The 22,551-nt window shown below is 66.3% G+C and carries 19 protein-coding genes; 9 read left to right on the top strand and 10 right to left on the bottom strand.

The features are described from left to right. Positions 1-6 precede the first annotated feature (6 nt). Complete coding sequence (locus AB2U09_RS05805; protein WP_459191752.1) at positions 7-972, top strand: carbohydrate ABC transporter permease; 966 nt, start codon at positions 7-9, stop codon at positions 970-972. Then, positions 969-2,051 carry a sugar ABC transporter permease gene (locus AB2U09_RS05800; RefSeq protein ID WP_459191751.1) on the top strand — a complete coding sequence of 361 codons (1,083 nt, stop codon included), beginning with the start codon at positions 969-971 and terminating at the stop codon, positions 2,049-2,051. Before AB2U09_RS05805 ends, AB2U09_RS05800 begins: the two co-directional genes overlap by 4 nt. A 280-nt stretch (positions 2,052-2,331) precedes the next feature. Here the strand turns inward: AB2U09_RS05800 and AB2U09_RS05795 are convergent, their stop codons facing one another. From AB2U09_RS05795 to AB2U09_RS05770, 6 genes are all read right to left on the bottom strand, one after another. Continuing rightward, positions 2,332-2,685, bottom strand: a complete 354-nt coding sequence (locus AB2U09_RS05795; protein WP_459191750.1) for a hypothetical protein — start codon at positions 2,683-2,685, stop codon at positions 2,332-2,334. Positions 2,686-3,045: 360 nt separating this feature from the next. Beyond that, positions 3,046-3,837, bottom strand: a complete 792-nt coding sequence (locus AB2U09_RS05790; protein ID WP_459191749.1) for a helix-turn-helix transcriptional regulator — start codon at positions 3,835-3,837, stop codon at positions 3,046-3,048. 477 nt (positions 3,838-4,314) lie between these two features. Then, positions 4,315-5,403, bottom strand: coding sequence for a segregation/condensation protein A (locus AB2U09_RS05785; protein WP_459191748.1), 1,089 nt, complete (start codon positions 5,401-5,403; stop codon positions 4,315-4,317). Continuing rightward, on the bottom strand, positions 5,396-8,968 hold the full coding sequence (gene smc / locus AB2U09_RS05780; protein ID WP_459191747.1) for a chromosome segregation protein SMC: 3,573 nt from the start codon (positions 8,966-8,968) through the stop codon (positions 5,396-5,398). Before smc ends, AB2U09_RS05785 begins: the two co-directional genes overlap by 8 nt. A 24-nt stretch (positions 8,969-8,992) precedes the next feature. Next, the gene (locus AB2U09_RS05775; protein WP_459191746.1) at positions 8,993-9,259 is read right to left on the bottom strand and encodes a DUF7518 family protein; all 267 of its coding nucleotides are present in this window, start codon (positions 9,257-9,259) and stop codon (positions 8,993-8,995) included. Between the two features lie 653 nt (positions 9,260-9,912). Continuing rightward, positions 9,913-10,380: a hypothetical protein gene (locus AB2U09_RS05770; protein ID WP_459191745.1), complete on the bottom strand. Its 468-nt coding sequence runs from the start codon at positions 10,378-10,380 to the stop codon at positions 9,913-9,915. Here AB2U09_RS05770 and AB2U09_RS05765 point away from each other — a divergent pair. Beyond that, positions 10,322-11,266 (top strand): hypothetical protein, encoded by a 945-nt coding sequence (locus AB2U09_RS05765; RefSeq protein ID WP_459191744.1) that lies wholly within the window; start codon positions 10,322-10,324, stop codon positions 11,264-11,266. The genes AB2U09_RS05770 and AB2U09_RS05765 overlap by 59 nt on opposite strands. 78 nt (positions 11,267-11,344) lie before the next feature. After that, positions 11,345-12,835 (top strand): Asp-tRNA(Asn)/Glu-tRNA(Gln) amidotransferase subunit GatB, encoded by a 1,491-nt coding sequence (gene gatB, locus AB2U09_RS05760; RefSeq protein WP_459191743.1) that lies wholly within the window; start codon positions 11,345-11,347, stop codon positions 12,833-12,835. 39 nt (positions 12,836-12,874) lie between these two features. On the opposite strand, the gene AB2U09_RS05755 is transcribed toward gatB, so the two are convergent. The 3 genes from AB2U09_RS05755 to AB2U09_RS05745 all read right to left on the bottom strand — a co-directional run bounded on the left by AB2U09_RS05755 (position 12,875) and on the right by AB2U09_RS05745 (position 15,683). Beyond that, positions 12,875-13,153 (bottom strand): hypothetical protein, encoded by a 279-nt coding sequence (locus AB2U09_RS05755; RefSeq protein WP_459191742.1) that lies wholly within the window; start codon positions 13,151-13,153, stop codon positions 12,875-12,877. 94 nt (positions 13,154-13,247) lie between these two features. Beyond that, complete coding sequence (locus AB2U09_RS05750; RefSeq protein WP_459191741.1) at positions 13,248-14,219, bottom strand: TIGR03560 family F420-dependent LLM class oxidoreductase; 972 nt, start codon at positions 14,217-14,219, stop codon at positions 13,248-13,250. A gap of 18 nt (positions 14,220-14,237) precedes the next feature. Next, entirely contained in the window at positions 14,238-15,683 is a 1,446-nt protein-coding gene (locus tag AB2U09_RS05745; RefSeq protein ID WP_459191976.1) for an MATE family efflux transporter, read from the bottom strand. 168 nt (positions 15,684-15,851) lie between these two features. On the opposite strand from AB2U09_RS05745, the gene AB2U09_RS05740 reads away from it, so the two are divergent. Together AB2U09_RS05740 and AB2U09_RS05735 are read left to right on the top strand one after the other, a co-directional pair. Next, positions 15,852-16,988, top strand: a complete 1,137-nt coding sequence (locus tag AB2U09_RS05740; protein ID WP_459191740.1) for a hypothetical protein — start codon at positions 15,852-15,854, stop codon at positions 16,986-16,988. A 150-nt stretch (positions 16,989-17,138) separates the two neighbouring features. Then, positions 17,139-19,733, top strand: a complete 2,595-nt coding sequence (locus AB2U09_RS05735) for a DNA topoisomerase I (RefSeq protein WP_459191739.1) — start codon at positions 17,139-17,141, stop codon at positions 19,731-19,733. A gap of 187 nt (positions 19,734-19,920) precedes the next feature. Here AB2U09_RS05735 and AB2U09_RS05730 read toward each other — a convergent pair whose 3' ends face one another. Then, complete coding sequence (locus AB2U09_RS05730; RefSeq protein ID WP_459191738.1) at positions 19,921-20,373, bottom strand: Rieske (2Fe-2S) protein; 453 nt, start codon at positions 20,371-20,373, stop codon at positions 19,921-19,923. Positions 20,374-20,791: 418 nt separating this feature from the next. Here AB2U09_RS05730 and AB2U09_RS05725 point away from each other — a divergent pair, with 418 nt between their 5' ends. The 3 genes from AB2U09_RS05725 (at position 20,792) to AB2U09_RS05715 (ending at position 22,492) form a co-directional block, all read left to right on the top strand. Continuing rightward, entirely contained in the window at positions 20,792-21,514 is a 723-nt protein-coding gene (locus AB2U09_RS05725) for a phosphoglycerol geranylgeranyltransferase (protein ID WP_459191737.1), read from the top strand. 104 nt (positions 21,515-21,618) lie between these two features. Beyond that, positions 21,619-21,753, top strand: a complete 135-nt coding sequence (locus AB2U09_RS05720) for a hypothetical protein (protein WP_459191736.1) — start codon at positions 21,619-21,621, stop codon at positions 21,751-21,753. Between the two features lie 349 nt (positions 21,754-22,102). Continuing rightward, complete coding sequence (locus AB2U09_RS05715) at positions 22,103-22,492, top strand: twin-arginine translocation signal domain-containing protein (protein WP_459191735.1); 390 nt, start codon at positions 22,103-22,105, stop codon at positions 22,490-22,492. Positions 22,493-22,551 lie beyond the last annotated feature (59 nt).

Here is a 22,551-nt window from a genome sequence, read left to right as displayed (position 1 = left end):
TGGGGTATGAGCACGGTATCACGCCTCTCGCGCCGGATCGAGCAGACCCCGGTCCTCGACAAGGAAGACTATTCGCTCCTGTTCGTGCTCCCAGGGCTGTTCGTGTTCGCAGCGTTCATGTTATTCCCCGTCCTGTATCTCGTCGGGCTCTCGTTCACCGACGCGGCGCCGGCGAATCTCTTCGCCGGGGAAGGGACATTCGCCGTGTTGACCTTCGGCGAGGCGACGTTCGTCGGCCTCCAGAACTACGCCGACGTGCTCTCCGACCCCGAGTTCTGGAACTCCTTCGGTGTGACGTGGCTGTACGTCGCCACGAGCGTCGTCCTGAAGCTCGGTCTGAGTATCAGCGTCGCCATGGTCGTCACCAGCGACCGGGTGCGCGGTCGGCGACTGATGCGCTCGTTCATCATCCTGCCGATGGGGCTGCCGGCGATCTTCACGATCACCGTCTGGCGGTCGATGTTCAGTTCCGCGGACTTCGGGCTGATTAACCAGCTTCTCGGGGTGTTCGGTGCCGAGCCGGTCGCGTGGCTCTCGACTCGCTGGCCCGCCTTTTTCGCGTACAACGTCACCGAGATGTGGTTGGCGTACCCGTTTATGGTGATTATCACGGTCAGCGCCCTGCAGGACGTACCGGAGGAACTCCACGAGGCAGCGACGGTCGACGGGGCCGGCTTCGTCGCCCGGTTCGTCCACGTTACCCTGCCGTCGATCAAGCGACCGGTGCTGTTCGCGTCGATCCTGACGGCGGCCGGGTCGTTCCAGCAGTTCCTGATCCCCTTCGTCTTCAACCAGGGGGGACCGGCGAGGGCGAACGAACTCGTCGTCGTCTACGGGTACAGGGAAGCGCTGTCGTTCTCGAAGTACGGCCGCGGGGCCGCGGTCAGCCTCATCGCGGTCGCGTTCATCGGCGTGTTCATGTGGATCAACGTGAAACGCGGGAAACTCGCTGACGGGGTGTCCGACGAATGAGCCTCCTGTCCGCGGTCGGCCGCAAGCTCGTCGAAGACACGAAGAACGCCCTCCGTACCCCGGTGGAGGTAGTCCGAGACGTCAGGTACACGGTCGGCGGCGTCCGGAGGGGCGAGATTCCGCCGTCCGAACCACTGAAGACCGTCGGCGCGACGGCCGGCGCACTCGTGATGGTGCTGTTGTTGCTGTTCCCGGTCTACTGGATCTTCCAGGCCGCGCTGTCGGGCACCGGTGCGTCGCTGTACTCCTCCAGCGGGCTCTCGCTGTTGCCCGAGGAGCCGACGCTCCAGCCGTTCATCTGGGTGCTCGGGGATTTGATCCTTCCCGCCTACCGGGTCTCGATCAACGTCCCGTTGACCGACCTGGCGCTCGTGTTTCACACGCCCCAGATCACGCTTCTCGACGCGTCGGCGCACGGAGTCACCAGGCCCTCGCAGTTCAAACACTTCTTCTGGAACAGCATCACGGTCGCCGTCCCCACGGTGATCATCGCGATGTGTCTGATCGTGCCGGCGTCGTACGCGCTCTCGCGGCGGACGTTCATCTTCCGGCGGAAGATCCTGTTTCTCTACGTCCTGATGACTCAGGTCGGCGGGGGACTCGGAATCGCCTTGCTGATCGGGCTGTACGCAATCTACGTCCAGTTCGGCCTCAACGACAGCAAACTCGCGCTTGCAGTGTACTACGCGGCGACGGCGGTCCCGTTCAACACGTGGCTTCTGAAGACCTACATGGACGGGATCCCGGTCTCCTACGAGGAAGCCGCCGTCGTCGACGGGGCGCCGCCGTGGCGCGTCGTGACGGAGGTCATCATCCCACTCTCGACGGCCGGACTGGCGACGGTGTTGATCTTCACCTTCCTGACAGGGTGGACGGAGTTCGTCGTCGCGCAGACGCTGCTGACGACCGAGAACTACACCCTCCCGGTCGGTCTGTTCGCGCTGATCGACGAGTACTCGATCCCCTGGGCGCGCTTCTCGGCGTTCGCGCTGACCTTCGCGACGCCGATCATGCTCGTCTACCTGTTCGCCCAGCGGTACATCGAAGGTGGACTCTCGTTCAGCGGCATGGAAGGGTAACGCGAACACCCGCCGTCCCCCGTTTCAGTCGGCGTTCCAGTCAGGTCAGTATCCGCTCGGGCGAGCGCGGACGTGCCGAACGTGGACCGACGACTCGCTGCTCCGGTGCGCTTGACCGGCCTCGGAAAGGCCGTGACCGCGGCGGTACAGTCACGGACCGTGTCGGTCGTTTTGATATCGCTGCTGCAGCCGGCGTCCTGAAGCTGTCCAACTCCGTAGCGGCATCACGCTACTCGGCTCCAGAGCCGTCGGTCGAGGTCGAACCGCAGAACGACGGCGATCAGGCCCAGCGAGGCGGCGGCGCCCACGGGGAAGACGGTGCAGCGCCCGCCGCGTCGTCTGGGACGTACAGTACAGCCGGAACGAACAGCAGTGTGAGCAGTACGGCGGAGACGCTGGCGACCCTCGATCGGACCCGGAACCCGTCCGTCTCCAGCGTCGCATCCGTGATTCGATCGGATGCGATCAGTGACGCTGCCCATGCGACTGCAGCGGGGACGACGTACGCCAGCACTCCCGCGAGAAACAGTTTCGGGTAGAGACTCGGGTACAGCGGCAATACCGCGCCCAGTACGAGCGCGTAGAACGCGACCGAAACGGCTCCGATCGCGACGTTACCCGTCCGCGATTCCATGACGAGTCGATACGCGTCCTCGTCGCTTCAATGAAACCCTCTCTACACTCCGGACCGCTTTGCTGCATCGGCCGCTACGTCGGACTGCGACGAGCGAATTCGCGCGTCGCTCGAAGATCTCCGCCCTCGTGGTCGGTCCGTACGCTCAGCGGCGTCGCCGCGGCCGTCCGTCGTCGTGGACGTATCGGAGCGCCCCGTAGTACCGCTCGGCGTCGAACTCCCGGTCGCGCTCCCGAAGGCGCTCGCGGATCGTGGCTGGAGTCATGTTCGACGTTACCATACACCACTCGCGGCGATAAACGTTTCGCCGTTGCCGTGTCCGGGAACGTCAGACGGGAGGAAAGGGAGAAATCCGTCGAATCAGCTCTCGGAACCGCTGTCTTCGGGGAGCGAGTCGGCCTGCCGCTGGAACCGTTTGATCGTGTCTCGCGCCCACGCGAGCGCGTCCGCATCGTTGGTCTCCACGAGCGCTCGGGGGGTACCCTCGTCGTCGACGCCGATCTGGACGAACTCGTCGTCGAAGATGCCCACGAAGTAGGGGATCTCACCGCCGTACCGCAGGAACGTGGGTTCGGCCCGGGCCTGCAACTCGCGGAACAGCGGCAGGTAGTTCTCGTCGGTCCGGAGTCGCTCCGCGACGCCCGGATCGACGACGAACTGGTGGTCCGCGCCGTCTTCGATGATCCGTTCGTGAGCCGTCTCGACGGCGTGTAGTCCGACTAGCGGGAGCACCCCGCGAACGTGGTCGGCGTGCTCCAGCGCGTGGACGTGACGGTTGACCATCGCCCACGGATCGCCGGGTTCGGGCGTCCAGAGGTCGGCATCGGCCAGCGACCGCAAGTCGAGATCGAACGACTCGGGGGACGTCCACCGGAGGAACGGCTCCAGTGCGACCGCCAGTTCGGTCCGCTCGACGAACGAGTCGAACTCGTCGACGAGGTGCTCCCCGAGGGCCGTCAGCGCGTACGTGCCGTCGGCGTACTCGACCAGATCGGCCGCTTCCAGTTCGCGCACCGCACGGTCCAGCGTCGATCGCGGGAGGTCCTGCTCTCGGACGAGGTCCCGTTTCTCCCGGGCGTCTTCCCGGAGCGCGGCGACCAGTCCTCGGCGTCGTCGCAACAGATCGACCAGTTCGGAAGTCGTTTCGTCCATATCGGTCCCGTCCGGTGGCTCGAAACGGTGTCCATGTGTGGTGTATTGCCCCGTAAAAAACCACGTGCCGGAAATCCGGCGAGCGGGGGCACTCTCGGTGCCTGCTCTCGCAATATCTGCCTGAATAGCCCTATTTTTGATCATCCACCGTTCCGTGGGCGAGTTCCCGGACGGTAGCGTAAGGGATCCGAACGGTCGAGTAGGAACTTGACACGGAGCGGGTGTGTACCGACGGTGGCCTGCCCCCTCGAATCGACCGAACGCCCGGGTGGACGCGGTCGCGGCTCGCCGCGGCGGCGACGGCGCGTTCGGCTCGCGTACCGTCGCCCCGTCGACGGAGTCGGGTCGCGATCACGAGGACGCCGAGGGGAGTGCCTCTGACATGGACGCGGGCGCCGTCTCCCGTTCCTGTGTCTCTTTGCGGTCAGATCACCCGGATCGCTTTCTCCGCGGCGATATTACGGCGAGAACTTCGGGTCAGTCGGCGATCGCTTCTTCGGAACTGGTCGCGGCGTTGGGGTCCTGAATCCACAGGTCGCCGAACATGTCGTCCTGGTTGAGACGCACGTGGCCGCGGTGGGCCAGGAAGAGCAGACCGAGGAAGGTGAGGACTCGGGATCCACCGGTTTCGGCGATCTCGCGGTAGAGCACCTCGTCGCGGCCCTTGTCGTACTGCTCGCGCAGCGCGTCGTGGACGTCGTCGATGATCTCGTCGACGTGTTCCTCGTGGGCGGTGCCGGTCACGTCGGAGGCGCTGGGTTCCTCGTCCATCCGCATGTCGTCGGCGGTGCGGTAGTCCAGCTCCTGGGTGCCCCGCTGGAAGCCCGCCGGCGAGTCGCTGGTGTCGTACTCGCGTGACTCCTTCCACCAGTTGTCGCGCTCGGCCTCGCGCAGGTCGCGGACGAGTTCGTCTAGCGTCTGGGGCATCCCGCGGGCGCGCCGGCGCTCCAGCCGCCGGTCCATCTCCGATTCCAGCGCGGTGAAGGGGTCGGGCCCCTCGAAGCCGTCGTCGGCCATCCCGCCGCCCTGCTCCCAGGGCTCCTCCCACGGCTCTTCTTCCTCCTCGTCGCCGTCGTCGAGCATCGCGTCGCTTTTCATCCGCAGGAGGACGCTCGCGTAGAACAGCGCCCGCCCCGAGGTGCGCAGGTCGCCCTCGTCGAGGCGGTCGAGGAACTTGTCGGTCACCGCGACGATGTCGATGTCCCACGGGTCGATCTCACCGTCTTCCGCGAGGTTGACGAGGACTTCGACCGGCTCGACCGCTTCGTCATCGTCGTCGGCCTCGCCGGAGGCGGTTTCGGCGTCCTCGTCTACCGTCGGGTCTGGCTGGCCGTCGACCGACGGATCGCCGGTAACGAGTTCGCCGGATTCGTCGCTATCGGCCGACTCCCCGCTCGCGGCGTCGGATTCACCGAACAACCCACCGGCGTCCTCGCTCGGCGGGTCGCGGTCCTCGTGACCGGCGATGTTCAGCGGGATCGCTTCTTCGCCGCCTTCGTCAGTCTGCTCGCGGCTCGCTTCGCTCTCCGCTCGCTCTTCCGAGTCGCTTCGCGACTCGCTAGTCATCCGCGGGCACCCCCTCGGAACTGAGGTCGATGCCCGTCACCGCGCTCACGTTGTCGCCCTGCATCGTCACGCCGATGGCCCGCTCGGAGCGTTCGAGCATGGCCGAGCGGTGGGAGACGACGACGAACTGCGCCTCGCCGGCGAGTTCGTCGACCATCTCGCCGACGAGGTCGGCGTTCTTCGCGTCGAGGAACGCGTCGACCTCGTCGAGCGCGTAGAACGGCGCGGGGTTGTGCCGCTGGATGGCGAATATAAAGGCCAGCGCCGTCAGCGACTTCTCGCCGCCGGACATCGCCGCCAGCCGCTGGATGGGCTTGTCGGCCGGCTGGGCCTTCATCGTCAGCCCGCCGTCGAACGGGTCCTCCTCGTTCTCGAGGTGCAGGTGGCCGGTCCCGTTCGACAGGCGCTCGAAGATGTCCTGGAACTGCTCGTCGATGGCGTCGAACGACTCCATGAACGTCGCCTTCTTGTTCTCCTCGTAGCGGTCGATCCGGTCGCGGATCCCCTCCGCTTCCTCGACGAGCGTCGCCTTCTTGTCCTGCAGGTCGTCGAGCTCCTCCTCGACCCGATCGTACTCCTCGATGGCGAGCATGTTGACCGGCTCCAGCTTCTCCATCTCGCCTTCGAGCCGCTCGATCTCTGACTCGACCTCGTCGTGGTCGGGGATCTCCTCGGGATCGTAGTCGCCGACCGCCGCTTCGAGTTCGTCGACCTCCCACTCCAGGCGGTCGTGCTCGTCGCGCAGCTCGTCGAGGTCACTCTCGACCGCGCTGACCTCCTCACTCATCTCGTCGCGCGCCGCGCGGGCCTCCTTCAGCTCGTCCTTGAGGTCCTCGCGCTCGTCCTTGAGGTCGGTGAGTTCGGCCTCCAGTTCGGCGACGGCCTCCTCTTTCTCCTCGAGGACTTCCTCTTTCTCGGCGATCTCGTCCTCGAAGCCCTCGATGCGCTCCTGGTGTTTCGCCTTGCGGTTCTGTGCGCTCTCGATTTTCTCCTGTAGGTCGTCGATGGCGTCCTCGGCGTACTCCTTCTCCAGTTCGAGTTCGTTCAGCTCGCCGTCCAGATCGTCGATCTGGTCCTCCAGATCGTCGATGGCCGCGTTTATCTCGTCGGCCCGGCTGGTGAGGTCGGGGAGTTCGGAGTCCTCGACCTCGGCTTCGAGCTCGTCGATCTCGGCCTGCAACTCGTCGATCTCGGCCGTCTTCGCCTCGATGTCGGCCTCGATCTCGTCCATGTCCTCGGAGACCTCGTCGCGCTCGGCCTCGATCTCTTCGAGGCGCTCGCCGAGGTCCTCGATCTTCGTCTCGACTTCCTCGCGCTCGCTTTCGCGCCGCTCGATGTCCGTCTCGATGTCCCGGACTTGCTCGGCGGCGTCCGATTCCTTGTCGCGGGCGTCGTCGAGGCGGTCCTCGACGTCCCGCAGGTCCTCGCGGACGGACTGCCGTTCGTCTTCGAGGTCGTTGATCTTCGCGGCGATCCGTTCGAGCTGGCCCTCGCCGCCGGAGAAGGAGTAGCGGGTCCCCTTCGAGGAACCGCCGGTCATCGCTCCGGACTTCTCGACGAGGTCACCGTCGAGCGTAACCATCCGGAAGTCGCCCATGAACTCGCGGGCGGTGTCCATGTCGTCGACGACGAGCGTGTCGCCGAGGACGTAGGAGAACACGCCCGCGTACTCCCGATCGTAGTCGACGAGGTTGGCCGCGAAGTCGACGACGCCGTCGTGGTTCGGCACGGACGGCAGCGAGCGGTTCTGCATCTGCGTGATCGGCAGGAACGTCGCTCGCCCCGCGCCGCGGGATTTCAGGTAGTCGATACAGCGCTGGCCGATGCTGTCGTCGTCGACGACGACGTGGGCCAGTCGCCCGCCGGCGGCGGTCTCACAGGCCACGGCGTACTCGGGGTCGACGCCGCCGAGCTGGCCGACCGTCCCGTGGACGCCGTCGATGCCGGCGTTGAGGATGGTCGTCACCGCGCGCCCGTACGAGGAGTCGCCGTCCTGTCCGGCTTTGGCCTCCAGTTCGGCGTACTCCTGCTGTTTGGCCGTGAGGTCGTCCTCGATGTCGTCGAGGTCCTCCTGTAACTCCTTGCGCTCTTCTTTCAGGTCGGAGACGACCTCGGCGATGGTCGACTGGTTCTTCCGGGCCTTCTCCAGTTCGGCTTCCAGGTCGTCGATCTCGGCCTCGATCTCGGGGATACGCTCCTCTAAGTCCTCGATCTCGGCTTCGGTCTCGCGCTGCTCGTTCGAGCGCCGGCGGGCCTCGTCGAGCAGGCGGTCCTGCTCGCGCTGGAGGTCGTTCTTCTCGGACTTGCGCTCCTCCAGTTGCGCCCGCTTGTCCTCGAGTTCCTCTTTGACTTCCTCGAACTCCTCGCCGACCTCGTCGATGCGGGCCTGCACCTCTTCGAGTTCGCTCTCTTTGTCCTGCACGTCGGCCTTCAGTGAGGATTTGGAGACCTTCGCCTCGCGGATGTCGGCTTCCAGGTCGTCGATGGTCTCCTGCTTGCGGTCGATCTCGACGAACGCCTGTCGGCGCTCGTTCTCGGCGTCCTCGATGGTCTCCTCGGCCGATTCGATCTTGTCTTCCAAGCGGGAGATGTCGCCTTTGACCTCCTCCATCTCCCGTTTGATGGCGAGTTGCTCGTCCTCGCCCTTGCGCTCGATCTCGGCGTTGAGCTCTTCGAGTTCGCCGTCGAGTCGAACGACCTTGCCCTGTCGCTCGTCGAGTTCCACTTGTAGCTCTTCGAGTTCGTCCTCGAGTTCGCCGATCTCGGCGGCGACCGACTGGAGGTCGTCGCGCTTGTCCTCCAGTTCGGCGGCCTTCCGGTAGCTCTCGTACTCCTGTTTCTCGTCGCGGAGGTCCTGATACTCCAGGGCGGTCTCGCGCTCGTCGGAAAGCTGGTCGAGGCGGGTCTCCTTCTCCTCGATGCGGAGTTCGGCCTCCTCGATACGCTCCTCGACGACGTCCAGTTCCTCGAAGGCCGATTCCTTCTTCTGGTCGAACTCCGCGACGCCGGCGATCTCGTCGATGATCTCGCGGCGGGCGCCGGCGGTCATGTTGATGATCTCGGTCACGTCGCCCTGCATGACGACGTTGTATCCCTCGGGGGTGACCCCCGCCTGCGCGAGGAGATCTTGGATGTCCGAGAGGTTGACCGAGCGGCCGTTGATGTAGTAGTAGGAGTAGTAGTTGTCGTCGGTCTCTTTCACGCGACGGCGGATGGAGATCTCGTCGACGTCGCCGACGTTCTCGGTGCCGGCGGCGGTGACGACCTGCGACCGGTCGAGGGTACGGTCGCTGTTGTCGAGGATGACCTCGACAACGGCCTCGCGTTCGCCGTCGATCTCGACGTCGCCGTCGGCGTGACCGGGGTTGTAGATGAGGTCCGTCAGCTTCTCGGCGCGGATGCCGGAGGTCCGGGCCAGTCCGAGCGCGAAGAGGACGGCGTCGATTATGTTGGACTTACCGGAGCCGTTGGGGCCGCTGACGGTCGTGAAATCCTCGTAAAACGGGATGCGAGTCTTTCTGCCGAAACTCTTGAAATTGTCAAGGACGAGCTCTTTGATGTGCATGGTCGCTCGCGGTAGAGTCGTGGCCTACGCGACGATGATGTCGCCCGGGCCAGTCTCCGTGCTATCATCTCCGTCGGTATCCTCGGTTTTAGTCCTATCGGCCTCGCTTTCGTCTGGAGATTCCGACGTGTTCAGCGCGTCTTCGGAGGTGAAGCCGGTGTCCTCGTCCACGGCGTTCTCGAGTTCGCGCAGGCGAACCTTGCATTCGACGAGCTCGTCCGTCAGTCCTTCGACGGACGCCTCGAGTTCCTTGACGCGTGATTCGAGTTCCTCGACTCGGTTACCGCACATATCACTACGACCGGACTCCCGTATGATAAACCTACGTCAGACATTCCCCCCGAACCTGATAGGTACCGCCTACCCGCGGCGTGATCCGACACCGTTCGACCGGGGTCGCGCTCCGAACGGCCGCCGAATCGATGTTTGAGTACTGCTCCCGCTCATTGACGCGGGTCTAGCTGACAGGTGTGGACAACAGGCCGATAGTTGCAGTGGCGGCGCTGATCGTCCTCTCTGGCGGTGCCATCATCGGGGACTGTGAGTCGACGGCGACGCCGGTCGATCTCGGTGAGGCGGTGAGGTAGGCGAACGAGACGGCGAGAGAGAGCCTGTCAAGGTTCCCGACCGCTGCACCCGCGCCGACGCCGGTTGGCGACCTCGAACCAGTCTCGGCGCTGTGGTCGTTGCCGCCGCGCGTCGAGGCGGACGCGGAGTGGCGACTAGTCGGACGCGCCACCTCGCTGGTCCGCGGTGACAGCATACCATTCATATATAAAATGTTTTCAATTGGTAATGTGTTCTCCCGATATGGGTCGACGATTTGCCGCCCTCGCAGTCGTTGGATTGGTCCTCCTCGCGGGTTGCAATGCCTTCGGTGGGTCGCAGACGGCGACGCCGGAGCCGAACGACGGAGTCACTGACGCACCGACAGCGACGGATGCTCAGCCAGACGATGGCAGCAACTCGCCGACCGCGACGCCGACGGCGGTGCCGACCACTGCCGCCACCGACACCGAGGGATCGGCGCAGACGGCGACGCCCTCTCCGACGCCGTCGTCGGGGGCAACTGATGCGCCGACGAGTCGGACAGCGTCGCCGTCGGCGACCGCATCGTCGACAGCGGTGGCAACTCCCACGGCGTCGCCCACACCGACTGCGTCACCGACGCCGACGCCGACCGCGACGCCTACGCCGACCGGGACACCGACGCCGACCGCGACGCCTACGCCGACCGCGACGCCTACGCCGACACCGACGCCGACCGACGAACCGGTGGTTGACGACGATACGCCGACACCGACGCCGAGACCAACCCCGACGCCGGCCCCGGGCCTCGACCCGCTCTCGTCGATGTCGCTGCCAGAGGGCGTGTGGACGGAAGTTGTCGAACCCGAAACGCTGACGGACACGTTCGAGGACCGGCTCTCGGAGGTCCCACACCGGATCGACCTGACCGTAGAGAACTCGACGGGGACGCTCCTCGCGCATCACGGGAAGAACGACAGCGACGCCTCGCTCACGACGGTGTACGCGGGGACCCCATCTGAAACGACGGTCTGGGTCGGGCCGAACGAAGCGGGGATATTGCGCAACGGGAAGACGTGGTACCTCAACGACCGGGCGGAGTTGCGGGACATCACGAAGTACTTCGCGGACTCACCCGAAGGGACCATATCGAACCACGTCGAGGCCGTCTCGTGGGAACCGATCGGTGTCAGACCGACCGACGAGGGAGAGCGCGTCGTCCTGAACGCGAGCAGTCTCGATACCGACAACGTCCCCGGTACCCAGGGTGACCCGGACGGCGTGCGTGGAACCATCGACGTGGCCAGCGACGGTCGCATCGTCAATGGGACGATCACGTACACGGTCGACTACGGGGACGAGACCGACACACGGACGGTGACGATTCGAACGGAGAAGGCCAGCGGCGATATCGTCTCGAAACCGGACTGGGTGTCGGACCCGCCCCAGATGACCGCCGACGCCACGGACGGCGACAGACTCATCGAACTGTCGTCGACCGACGGCCCGGCCATCGAGGCCGGCACGCAACTGTCTATCAACGATACAGACTGGGACGGGAGGCTCGGGAACGTCACGCTCGACGAGCGAGTCGGTCCCGGTGAGAACGTTTACATCTACCGGACCGAAGAGAACGGTACCGCGACGTTCCACGCCAGTGTCGGCGAGCGCCCGACGCTCCCACAGAACGCCACGGCGTTCACGGAGGACGTGACCGTACGCGGCCGAGTGGACCAGTACATCTTCCAGGCTGGCGTCGAGATCGAATAGCCCCCAGACTATTCCGACGCTTCGCGTGGCTTTCCGCGGGTCGTTAGCCTTTAGCCGGGCCGTCACGAATCGCGGGTAATGACCGCACAAGCCGTCGAGACGGAGGATCTGGCGACCGTCATCGGGCTGGAGGTCCACGTCCAGCTCGAGACGGACACGAAGATCTTCTGCGACTGCTCGACCGACGTCGGCGACGACCAGCCCAACACCCACACCTGCCCGGTGTGTCTCGGCCTGCCCGGCGCGCTCCCGGTGCTCAACGAGGGCGCCGTCGAGGCCGCCGTCAAGGTGGGCAAGGCCATCGACGCAACCATCCCCGAGGAGACGACTTTCCACCGCAAGAACTACTACTACCCCGACCTGCCCAAGAACTTCCAGATCACCCAGTACGACGCCCCTATCTGTGCCGACGGCGAGCTGGAGTTCTCCGTCGAGGGTGAACGCCGCTCGGTCACGATCAACCGGGCACACCTCGAAGAGGACCCGGGCAGCCTCCAGCACAAGGGCGGGTCCATCGACACGGCGGATTACACGCTGGTCGACTACAACCGCGCGGGCACGCCGCTGATGGAGATCGTCACCGCACCGGACTTCCGCTCGCCCGACGAAGTCCGCTCGTTCCTCGCAAAACTCACCGAGGTGCTCGAATACCTCGGCATCTTCGACGCCACCCGCGACGGCTCCCTGCGCGTGGACGCCAACCTCTCCATCGTCGACATGAGCGAGGTCGACGGCGAAGACATCAACGCGTCGACCCTGGAAGACGCCGACCCGAACCGCACCGAGGTCAAGAACATCTCCAGCCACAAGGGCGCAGAGAAAGCCCTCGCGTACGAGGAGACCCGCCAGAAGAACGCCATCCAGCGCGGGCGCGCCGTCGAGCAGGAGACCCGCCACTGGGACGAGTCCAAGGGCGTCACCCTCTCGATGCGCTCGAAGGAGGAGGAGAAGGACTACCGCTACTTCCGCGAGGCCGACCTGCCGCCGCTGCGCGTCAGCGACTGGAAGGAACGGATCGACATCCCCGAACTCCCGGACGCCCGCCGCGGGCGCTTCCGCGAGGAGTACGGCCTCAACGAGGAGGCCGCGGACAAACTCACGAGCACGAAGGAGGTCGCGGACTTCTTCGAGGACGTCGCCGAGCAGTTCGACCCCGACCTGGCCGCGACGTGGGTCGCCGACGAGCTACTGGGCGAGCTGAACTACCGCGACATGGAGATCACCGACGTCTCCGGCCGCTTCGACGAGATCGAGCGCCTCGTCGAACTCGTCGCCACCGACGAGATCACGACCAAGAACGCCCGCGAGACGGTCCTCCGTGGGATGCTCGACGACGGGGACGCACCCGACGACATCGTCGAGCGGGAAGGGCTAGGCAAGACCAGCGGCGACGAGATCCAGGACGCAGTGGTGGAAGCCATCGACGAGAACCCCGACGCTGTCGATGACTATCACAACGGCGAGGGCGGCGCCATCAACTTCCTCGTCGGTCAGGTCATGCAGAAGACCGGCGGCTCCGCCGACCCGGGTGACGTGAACCAGCTACTCCGCGACGAACTGGACGGATAGAATCGAGGCGAGCGGGCCGCGTTCTGATGTTGGGCCACGCTACGACTCGCGGACGTACGCGGCGACGGCTGCGACGAGTATCCCGAGGACGACGAGGTAGAGACCGATCGCCGGGACGGAGGGGCCGAGGCCGTTTTCGGTCTCACCGCCGAGGACTGTATAGCCGATCAGTAGCGGGACGTAGAGGACCATCCCGGGGATCCGGAGGACAGAGGGTTCGACGTACGCGCGGTAGAGCGCCATCGGGACGGCGAGTAACACCGTCGCGACCACCGCATCTCGGAGGAAGACCGCCCGGCGGGGACTGATCGATACCATACCGCTGGAACAGAACGGTGTGGTAAGTATCTTCTCGAAGAACAGACAGCCGTCGTGACCGCCGCGCTCTTTGCTACTTCAGAGACTCGTGGGGCTATACTGCGTCCATCACTTCGTCGACGAACAGCTCCACGGTCCGGCGGTCGTTCGCGGGGACCATGAGCGTGAACGTGTCCACACCGACCTCGTCGAACCGCTCCAGCCGGCGGGCGACTTCGGCGGGCGACCCGACGGCGCCTCGGCCTTCGTCGCGCGGCGTCGGTCCAGCCTCGGTCCGCTCCATCAACTCCTCGTAGACCTCGTGGGCCTCCTCGCTGGATTCGCGGATCACCGTCCGGTTCCCGACGGTCTTCGCGATGGCGTCGTAGTCGGTGCCGAGGTCGTCGCAGTGGCCTTCGAGCACGTCGAGCTTGTAGTCGATAGTCTCGGGGTCGCCCGATGGCACGTTCCAGCGGTCTGCGTACTCCGCGGTCGCCCTGAGCGTCAGTTCCTCTCCCCCACCGCCGACGAGGACGGGGATCTCGTCGGGCTTCGGTTCGCAGTAGAACCCGTCGATTTCGTAGTGTTCGCCCGCGTAGGAGACGGGCGAGTCCTCGGTCCACATGGCGCGGCAGATCTCGATGGTCTCGCGCATCTGCCTGTTCCGCGTTTCGATGTCGGGATAATCCAGATCCATCGCGTCGTACTCGTCCTCGTACCAGCCGGCACCGATGCCGAGCACGGCGCGCCCGCCGGAGACGTGGTCGAGTGTGGCGAGAGTGCGGCCGAGATAGCCCGGGTTCCGGTAGTGCGGACAGGTGACGAGGGCACTCAGTTCGAGGGACCCTGTGGCCTGCGCGATGGCGGGCAGGGCCGTGTAGCAGTCGAGGAACGGTTCGTCGCGCTGGCCGACGAACGGCAGTTGCCAGACGTGGTCCATCAGCGAGAGCCAGTCGAACCCCTCGGATTCGAGCCACTGGGCGCGTTCGACCGTCGACTCGATGGCGGGCCGGTCGGGCTCGTCCGGGTAGTCGAAACTCGCGTGGTGGTAGCCGAAGTCCATGTCGGCGATGCGGGCGGAACCCACTACAAGATTGGTCTCCCCTCAGTCCGTTACGGGCTCCTCGCCCTCTCTGCCGTCGCCACCGACCGACTCGCCCACTGGCGCGTCACCGGCGGTTCTCTCGCCCTCCTCGTCGATGACGGCGTCCTTCCAGCCGCCGCGGCGGAACCACGCGACGCCGACCACGAACGAGGCGATGGCGGAGACGGCCATCGCCCACCAGAGGCCGTTCACGTCGACGGGCGTGATCTCGACCGGGTCGAGGACGACGGCGTAGGCGAGGACGAACGCCACGGGGACCCGGAAGATCCATCGCGAGAGCAGCGAGAGGACGAACGCGACGGTCGTCTTCCCGGCGCCGCGGAACCCGCCCTGGATGACCATCAGCCCGCCGAAGAACGCCCAGAAGGGCGCGATGATCCGCAGGAGCGTGACCCCGGCGTCGATGACCGCCTGCTTGCCGATGAACACGCCCATCGCGATAGCGGGGAAGGCGTAGACCAGCCCGCCGACGGCGAAGAGGACGGCCATCGCGCCGCCGGTAGCCTTCCACGTGACGTTGGCCGCGCGGTCCGGTTGTTCGGCGCCGAGGTTCTGGCCGACGCCGGTCGCGGCGGCCTGCCCGACGGCGCCCGACACGGTCCACGAGACGGACATGAGGCGGAGACCGATGCCGTAGGCGGCGGTCGCCACCGCGCCGAAGCGGGCGACCAGCGCGGCGAAGGTGACGGCCGCGAGCGAGCGCGTGAGCCCGTCGAACGTCGCGGGGTAGCCCACGTCGATCAGCCGGCGGAGGATGGCCCAGTCGGGGGTCAGGTCGCCGAGCCGGAGGCGGATGCCCCACCCGCCGTCGACGAGGATGTACAGGCCGATGGCGGCGGCGACGCCCCGGGAGATGAACGTCGCGATGGCCGCGCCCTGCGCGCCGAGGCCGAGGAACGGTCCCCAGTCGAGGATGAACACGGGGTCGATGACGATGTTGAGGCCCGCGCTCGCGCCGACGAGCCACATCGCGGTCTTCGTGTCGCCCGCGGCCCGCAGCGACGAGCGGAAGACGAAGAAGAGGAAGGTGAAGGGAATGGCGAGGAAGACGAACTCGATGTAGGCGATCGCGGCGTCGAACACCGCGCCCTCGGCGCCGATCAGCGCGACGAGTGGCTTCCGGACGACGAAGCCGAAGGTCGCGAGAAGCGCGGCGACGACGAGGGCGAGCAGGACCGACTGGGCGACGGTCCGCTGGGCGCGGCGCTCGTTGCCGGCGCCGATGTGCTGGGAGACGACGGCGTTGGTCGCGGCGGTCAGCCCCATCGCGACGGAGATGAACAGGTACGCCGTCGGGAACATCAGGGAGACGGCGGCGACGGCCTCGGCGCTGACCCGGCCGACCCAGAACATGTCCGCGAGGTTGTAGGCAGTCTGGAGGAGGTTGCCGGCGACCAGCGGCCAGGCGAGCCTGAACAGGCGCGGCGTCACCGCGCCGGTGGTCATGTCCACGCGACTCTCCGATTCGCTCACTGTCCCCGTGGAGGGACTACCCGTCCCTAAACGTATTCGTCGCGGAATCGCCGACGTGGGTCGACCGCCGTCGGCGCGTGAACACCGGCTTTCGACTCGCGTATCAGAACGTCCTTGACCGTCCGGCCCCGACCGTCGACAATGACACTCGGACAGGCGCTCGGGGGGTTCGCGCGCGGGTTCCCTCGCGCTATCGATGCCGTCGTCGCCCACAGCGGGACGACCCACGCCGGGACGCCCCACTGGGTGCTCGGCGCGGTCACGGTCCTCGGCATCCTCGCCGTCGCGGGCGGCTGGTCGGCGCTCCGGGACGCCGACCAGTCGGGGCGGCTCGGCGTCGCTCTCTTCTCGGGCGGCGTCGTGCTGGTCATCGCGGGGACGATCGGTCTCGTCGAGGTCCAGATCACGCCCGGCGACACGCCGAACTGGACGCGCTGGTTCCCCGTCGTCAACGCCGTCTCCGCGAGCCTGCTCGCGCTCGGGAGCCTCGTCGTGGTCCGGTGGAAGTGGCCCGAGCGGCCGCGGTACGTCGGCCTCGGCCTCCTGCTCGCGGCGTGGATCGGCTACCCGGCGCTGATGCCCAACGAAGGTCTGTATCACCCGTTCGGGTACCTGCTCGCCGCTGCGGTGCCGGTCGCCATCGGGTACGTCCTGTGGCGCGACGCCGGCGATGCGTTCCCGCGCGTCCTCGCCGGACGGGTCCCGCTGGTCACCGGCGCCGTCACCTTCGTACTGTTCGCCGTCTTCTACGCGTTCTCGGCCGGGACGGTCTCGATGAACCCCGACGTGACGGCCGACATGGCCGGCGAGGGATTCGTCACGTCCTATCAGGTCGCTTCGCCGCTGGTCTACTGGCCCGCGGTCGAGTTCTACTTTCCCGCGATCCCGCTGTCCGGGTACGTCTCGGTCGGCTCGCTGTTGCTCGTCGGCGTGCTCGGCGGCCTCGTCGCTGCCAACGCCGCGCTCGCCGCCCGCCAGTGGACGACGGGCGGGGCCATCGAGTCCCCGCGGGCGATGATCGGGACGGTGACGACCGCCGGCGCGACCGCCTGCGGCTGCTGTGCGCCCGCCGTCTACGGAGCCGCCGGCGCCATGTTCGGCGCGGCGGCCACGCCCGTCTACTGGGCGTTCATGGATCCGTCCTCGCCGGTCGGCGGCCTCTTCTTCGCCGCGAGCGTCCTCGTGTTAACCGGGAGCGCGATCCGAGCCAGTCACGAACCGGCCTGCCAGATCCCCCGCGAACCCGAGTCGAGCGGGACGGCAGAACAGGCCGCTTGAGTAGTCCATCGCGCACGCCCACGCGTGACGCGACCGCGCTCGATCGCACGCACACGCTCGCTGTCGGCCGATTTCGCCCGAAACCTTTAGGGCGGGGACACGCCTATCGGCTTCCATGACCGACTCCCGCGGACCCGGAGGTGGCTCTCGGTGGAGCTGATAATCACCGAGAAGAACAACGCCGCCAGACGGATCGCCGAGATCCTCAGTGACGGCGGCGCGAGCACGACCCAGCGCAACGGGGTCAACGTCTACCGCTGGGGGAACACGCGCTGCGTCGGCCTCTCGGGCCACGTCGTCGGCGTCGACTTCCCCGAGGAGTACTCCGACTGGCGCGACGTCGAGCCGGTCGAGCTGATCGACGCCGACATCGTCAAGTCGCCGACCCAGCAGAACATCGTCACCACGCTGCGACAGCTCGCCCGCGAGGCCGACGAGGCCGTCATCGCGACGGACTACGACCGCGAGGGCGAACTCATCGGCAAGGAGGCCTACGAGCTCATCCGCGAGGAGACCGACGTGCCCGTCAAGCGGGTCCGCTTCTCCTCGATCACTGAACGGGAGGTCAAGAACGCCTTCGCCGAACCCGACGACATCGACTTCGACCTGGCCGCCGCCGGCGAGGCTCGCCAGATCATCGACCTCGTGTGGGGCGCCGCGCTCACGCGCTTCCTCTCGCTGTCGGCGCGACAGCTCGGCGAGGACTTCATCTCCGTCGGGCGGGTCCAGTCGCCGACGCTCAAGCTCATCGTCGACCGCGAGCGGGAGATTCAGGCGTTCGACCCCGAGGACTACTGGGAGCTGTTCGCCGACCTGACGAAGGACGGCGACACCTTCGAGGCGCAGTACTTCTACGACGACGACGGCAGCGAGGCCGAGCGCGTCTGGGACGAGGACGACGCGACGGAGGCCTACGAGCGGCTCCGCGAGGCGACGAGCGCGGAGATCACGACCGTCCGCCGACGCACCCGGACGGACAACCCGCCGGCGCCGTTCAACACCACCGCCTTCATCTCCGCCGCGGGCTCGCTGGGGTACTCAGCCCAGCGTGCGATGTCTATCGCCGAGGAGCTGTACACCACCGGTTACATCACCTACCCGCGGACGGACAACACGGTCTACCCCGACGATCTGGACCCCGAGGAACTGCTGGACGAGTTCGTCGCGACGCGGGAGTTCGGCGACGACGCCGAGTCGCTGCTCGATCTGGAGGAGATCGAGGCGACCGAGGGCGACGACGAGACGACCGACCACCCGCCGATCCACCCGACGGGCGAACTCCCCGACCGGGGCGCCCTCGACGAGGACGAGTGGGAGATTTACGAGCTCGTCGTCCGCCGCTTCTTCGCGACGGTCTCGGAGGCGGCGACGTGGGAACACCTCCGCGTCGTCGCGGAGGCGAAGGACTGCAAGCTCAAGGCCACCGGCAAGCGCCTGCTCGAACCCGGCTACCACGCCGTCTACCCCTACTCCTCGGCCAGCGAGTCGTTCCTGCCGGCCGTCGAGGAGGGCGAACACCTCGACGTGACCGACGTCGAACTCGAGGCCAAGCAGACCCAGCCGCCCCGCCGGTACGGCCAGTCCCGGCTCATCCAGAAGATGGAGGATCTCGGACTGGGGACGAAGGCGACGCGACACAACACCATCGAGAAGCTCTACGACCGCGGGTACATCGAGTCCGACCCGCCGCGGCCCACCTCCATCGCAGAGGCGGTCGTCGAGGCCGCCGAGGACTTCGCCGACCGCGTCGTCAGCGACGACATGACTGCTCAACTCGAGCAGGACATGTCCGCCATCGCCAGCGGCGAGGCGACGCTCGACGACGTGACCGAGGAGTCCCGGGAGATGCTCGAACGCGTCTTCGAAGAACTCCGGGAGTCCCGCGAGGACATCGGCGACCATCTCCAGGAGTCGCTGAAGGCCGACCGCCGGCTCGGCCCCTGTCCCCAGAGCGACCACGACCTCCTCATCCGCCAGAGCCGACAGGGATCGTACTTCGTCGGTTGCGACGGCTACCCGGACTGTCAGTACACGCTCCCGCTGCCGAACTCGGGCGAGCCGCTCGTCCTCGAGGAGTCCTGCGAGGAGCACGGGCTGAACCACGTGAAGATGCTCGCCGGCCGGGACACGTTCGTCCACGGCTGCCCGCAATGCAAGGCCGACGAGGCCGACGAGAGCGAGGACGAGGTCATCGGCGTCTGTCCTGACTGTGGCGACGAGGAGGGCGGCGAACTCGCGATCAAGCAGGTCCGGTCGGGCTCGCGACTGGTCGGCTGTACCCGCTACCCCGACTGCGACTACTCGCTGCCGCTCCCGCGGCGCGGCGACATCGAGATCACCGACGAGTACTGCGACGAGCACGACCTACCCGAACTGGTCGTCCACAGCGGCGACGATCCGTGGGAACTGGGCTGTCCCATCTGCAACTTCAAGGAGTACCAGGCTCGGCAGGCGGTCGACGACCTCGAAGACCTCGACGGCGTCGGCCCCGCGACGGCCGAGCGTCTGGAGACCGCCGGCGTCGAGGCGCCGCAGGACCTCCACGACGTCGATCCCGAAGTCCTCGCGACGGAGATCCAAGGGGTGAGCGCTGGCCAGATCCGCGACTGGCAGTCGCAGGTCCCCGAACCCGAGACCGATTCGGACGACGACCCCGACGACGACGCGGGCGCCGAGTCCGACGCCGACGCGGAGGACCTCATCGACGGAGCGAACGCCGCAGACGAACGCGCAGAGGGCGACTAGAACTCACTTTTTCGCCTCGGGTTTCCTCGGTCGCCGGAGGCGACCTGCGGGAACGGCGTAGCGGTACGCCGCCACGACATTCGGTCGCGGGACGGCGGCCCGCGACCCACTCGGCGAAGAATCTCGGCCAAAAAGCCGGACGACTCGCTCGTTTCACTCGATCGCGTCCGGAGACTACTGGCGCAGTTCAGAATCCGATGTGCGACGTGGATCCGGGACCGCTGTCGCCGTCGTCGATTTTCCCCTCGTGGCCGAACGTGTAGTCGTCGTCGACGAGATACACCTCGCCGTCTTCGACGGCCACGTCCACGTCGGGGAGCGTCGTTCCCGCCGCTTCGCCGTTGTCGCAGTCGCCCGAGCAGGAGTCGAAAAACGAGCCGTGTTTCGGGCAGATGATCTCGCCGTCGCGCATGGGGACGCCGCGGCCGGTGTCGAACCGCTGGGACTCGTGGGTGCAGCGGTTGATCCACGCGGCGACGCCGCGGTCGCCTTCGCCCGCTGCCGGTTCGGTCTCTTCGGGGTCCTCGCAGGGGACGACGATGACCTCCTCGTCCATGTCGAACTGGTCCAGCGCCGTGAACGTGTACGACCCCTCCTCGTAGACATCTTCGACAGTCGTCAATCGCGCGCCGTCTGCCATACCACGCGCATAGCACGGCCGAGAAATAGGTCTGGTGGCACTGGTGTGGTCGTTCGAGATGGCGCGCGCTGTCGCGAGTTTCATCTCGCGACGGAGTCGTGCGAGGGATGAGCATCGCAGGCCGCAGGCCGAGAAGCGCAATCGGTTGGGGAGGTGTGTGGCTGTTTGCGGTCGTAGTGCTGTGCTGTCCCTGGCGGACTGAAAGGGCGAGGCGGGCTCGCGTCCAATTTAGTCGCCTGAGCGGGCCACTATCCGTGCGGGCGTTGCCGAGAGCGCGGATATCCCGCTCAGCGACCGCGAGCGCGTCGAGGGCTTCCAACGCCCGGTGTATCTCCGCGGGCGAGGCGACCGAGATGCACACATCTCGATCGCGCCCCTATCCGAAGCGGTTTTACCGCCCGGTGAGATGTGTGGGAGTATGCAGAGGCCGTGGGACGACTGGGACCACATTCTGAAGGTCGACCCGGACAAGGATCTCGTCGACGGCGAGACGTTCGCGGACGTCGTCACCTGTGGGACGGACGCCATCGAGGTCGGTGGCACCACGGGCGTCACCGAGGAGAAGATGGCCGAGGTGGTAGACGCCTGCGCCGAGTACGACGTGCCGCTGTACGTCGAGCCGTCGAACCCGGCGAACGTCGTCTACCGCGACGGCGTCGACGGCTACCTCGTCCCCGAGGTGCTCAACGCCGGCGACATCGCGTGGATCACGGGCGTCCAGAAGGAGTGGGTCCGCATCGACGACGACATCGACTGGGAGCGCACCTACACCGAGGGCTACATCGTGCTCAACCCCGACTCCGCCGCCGCGACGCTCACCCAGTCCGACTGTGATCTCGACGCCGAAGACGTGGCCGCCTACGCCGAAGTCGGCGAGCAGATGCTCGGCCAGGAGATCATCTACACCGAGTACTCGGGCACGTTCGGCGACCCCGAAGTCGTCGCCGCGGCCGCCGACGCGCTGGAGGAGTCGGCGCTGTTCTACGGCGGTGGCATCCACGACTACGAGTCGGCGAACACGATGGCCCAGCACGCCGACACCGTCATCGTCGGCGACCTCGTCCACGACGAGGGCGTCGACGCTGTCACCGAGACCGTCGAGGGCGCGAAAGACGCCAAAGCGGCGACGCCGACCGACTGAGGCGCGGTTCTCGCGGCTCTTCCATCGCGGTCTCCATCTCGACCGTTCCCCACCGACGCAAGGTTGAACTGCGTCCGGTCCCGCGTTCCGAATGGTGTGCTACCATGTGCCACGAATATACCTCCCGCGTCTGGGACCGTGACCGCGACGAGGCGGAGGCGGAGGAAGACCTGCCGGAGTACCTGAACGAGGACGGCAGCGACGACGTGGAAGTCCTCACCGACGGCGGCGACGAGTAAGCGACTCGCGGAATTTTTTCGGGATCGCTCACGACGGTCCGGGCTCAGAACACGGCGTGTTCAAGGAGTGAACCGAGCAGCCCTGCCGTCGGGAGCCCTGCGGCTGGGCGGTGCTCAGGCCGGTCTCGCCCTCGGGCAGGTGGTCGCCGATGGCGGACTGCAACACCACGTTGCCGTCGTCTCCGGCGGCGACGAGTTCGCGTATCTCGATTACCTAGGCTGGTGCCCTCGCCCAAATCTCTCGACGGCAGTAAAAACAACTAAGACTGCTATTGTGAGTGACTCTCTCGAGTGTACGGATGTCAAAAATTAAATGACATTATCCTGTGATACTAACAATCAGTGAATCATGGCTAACGAGGGTTCCGTAACAAACCGACGAACGCTCCTGAAAGCCGGGGTCGTTTCGCTCGCTGGAGCAACGGCGGGGTGTTCCAGTTCCGACGACCAGCCGGATCTGGATATCGAAGATGTCTCTATGACGCTCACAGATATTCCGAGGATAATCGCAACCATGGTAGTGACCAACGACGGAGACGGTGTCGGAAATCCCACGGGGACGGTCAAAGTCGAACGCGAGGGAGAACTCATCGGCAAAAAGGAACAGAAGATGACCGTGATCCCCCGGAGCGAAAGCGTCCTCGAAGGGACATTCAATTTCCCCGACTACGATCCGGACGCGACCTACACCGTTTCGGGGACGATACCCGGCCACGACTGGGTCACTGCGGGCGAGTGAGCCGCCGCCCGAGCGTGTTCACTCCTCGCCGAACCCGCTGTAGGGGTGGACGAACTCGT

This window comes from Halosimplex yunnanense, from assembly GCF_054504345.1.
Note: the sequence above shows the minus strand (reverse complement) of the source record. Positions and strands in the feature narration are given on the sequence as shown.

Bases quoted from the DNA above. Each gene is read 5' to 3' on its own strand.
- AB2U09_RS05720 (WP_459191736.1), top strand. From the start codon at position 21,619: ATGTGCCACGAATATACCTCCCGCGTCTGGGACCGTGACCGCGACGAG.
- AB2U09_RS05800 (WP_459191751.1), top strand. From the start codon at position 969: ATGAGCCTCCTGTCCGCGGTCGGCCGCAAGCTCGTCGAAGACACGAAG.
- AB2U09_RS05755 (WP_459191742.1), bottom strand. From the start codon at position 13,153: ATGGTATCGATCAGTCCCCGCCGGGCGGTCTTCCTCCGAGATGCGGTG.
- smc (WP_459191747.1), bottom strand. From the start codon at position 8,968: ATGCACATCAAAGAGCTCGTCCTTGACAATTTCAAGAGTTTCGGCAGA.
- AB2U09_RS05745 (WP_459191976.1), bottom strand. From the start codon at position 15,683: ATGACCACCGGCGCGGTGACGCCGCGCCTGTTCAGGCTCGCCTGGCCG.
- AB2U09_RS05790 (WP_459191749.1), bottom strand. From the start codon at position 3,837: ATGGACGAAACGACTTCCGAACTGGTCGATCTGTTGCGACGACGCCGA.
- AB2U09_RS05805 (WP_459191752.1), top strand. From the start codon at position 7: ATGAGCACGGTATCACGCCTCTCGCGCCGGATCGAGCAGACCCCGGTC.
- AB2U09_RS05795 (WP_459191750.1), bottom strand. From the start codon at position 2,685: ATGGAATCGCGGACGGGTAACGTCGCGATCGGAGCCGTTTCGGTCGCG.
- AB2U09_RS05715 (WP_459191735.1), top strand. From the start codon at position 22,103: ATGGCTAACGAGGGTTCCGTAACAAACCGACGAACGCTCCTGAAAGCC.
- AB2U09_RS05765 (WP_459191744.1), top strand. From the start codon at position 10,322: ATGTCGCTGCCAGAGGGCGTGTGGACGGAAGTTGTCGAACCCGAAACG.
- AB2U09_RS05730 (WP_459191738.1), bottom strand. From the start codon at position 20,373: ATGGCAGACGGCGCGCGATTGACGACTGTCGAAGATGTCTACGAGGAG.
- AB2U09_RS05725 (WP_459191737.1), top strand. From the start codon at position 20,792: ATGCAGAGGCCGTGGGACGACTGGGACCACATTCTGAAGGTCGACCCG.
- AB2U09_RS05775 (WP_459191746.1), bottom strand. From the start codon at position 9,259: ATGTGCGGTAACCGAGTCGAGGAACTCGAATCACGCGTCAAGGAACTC.
- AB2U09_RS05740 (WP_459191740.1), top strand. From the start codon at position 15,852: ATGACACTCGGACAGGCGCTCGGGGGGTTCGCGCGCGGGTTCCCTCGC.
- AB2U09_RS05785 (WP_459191748.1), bottom strand. From the start codon at position 5,403: ATGACTAGCGAGTCGCGAAGCGACTCGGAAGAGCGAGCGGAGAGCGAA.
- gatB (WP_459191743.1), top strand. From the start codon at position 11,345: ATGACCGCACAAGCCGTCGAGACGGAGGATCTGGCGACCGTCATCGGG.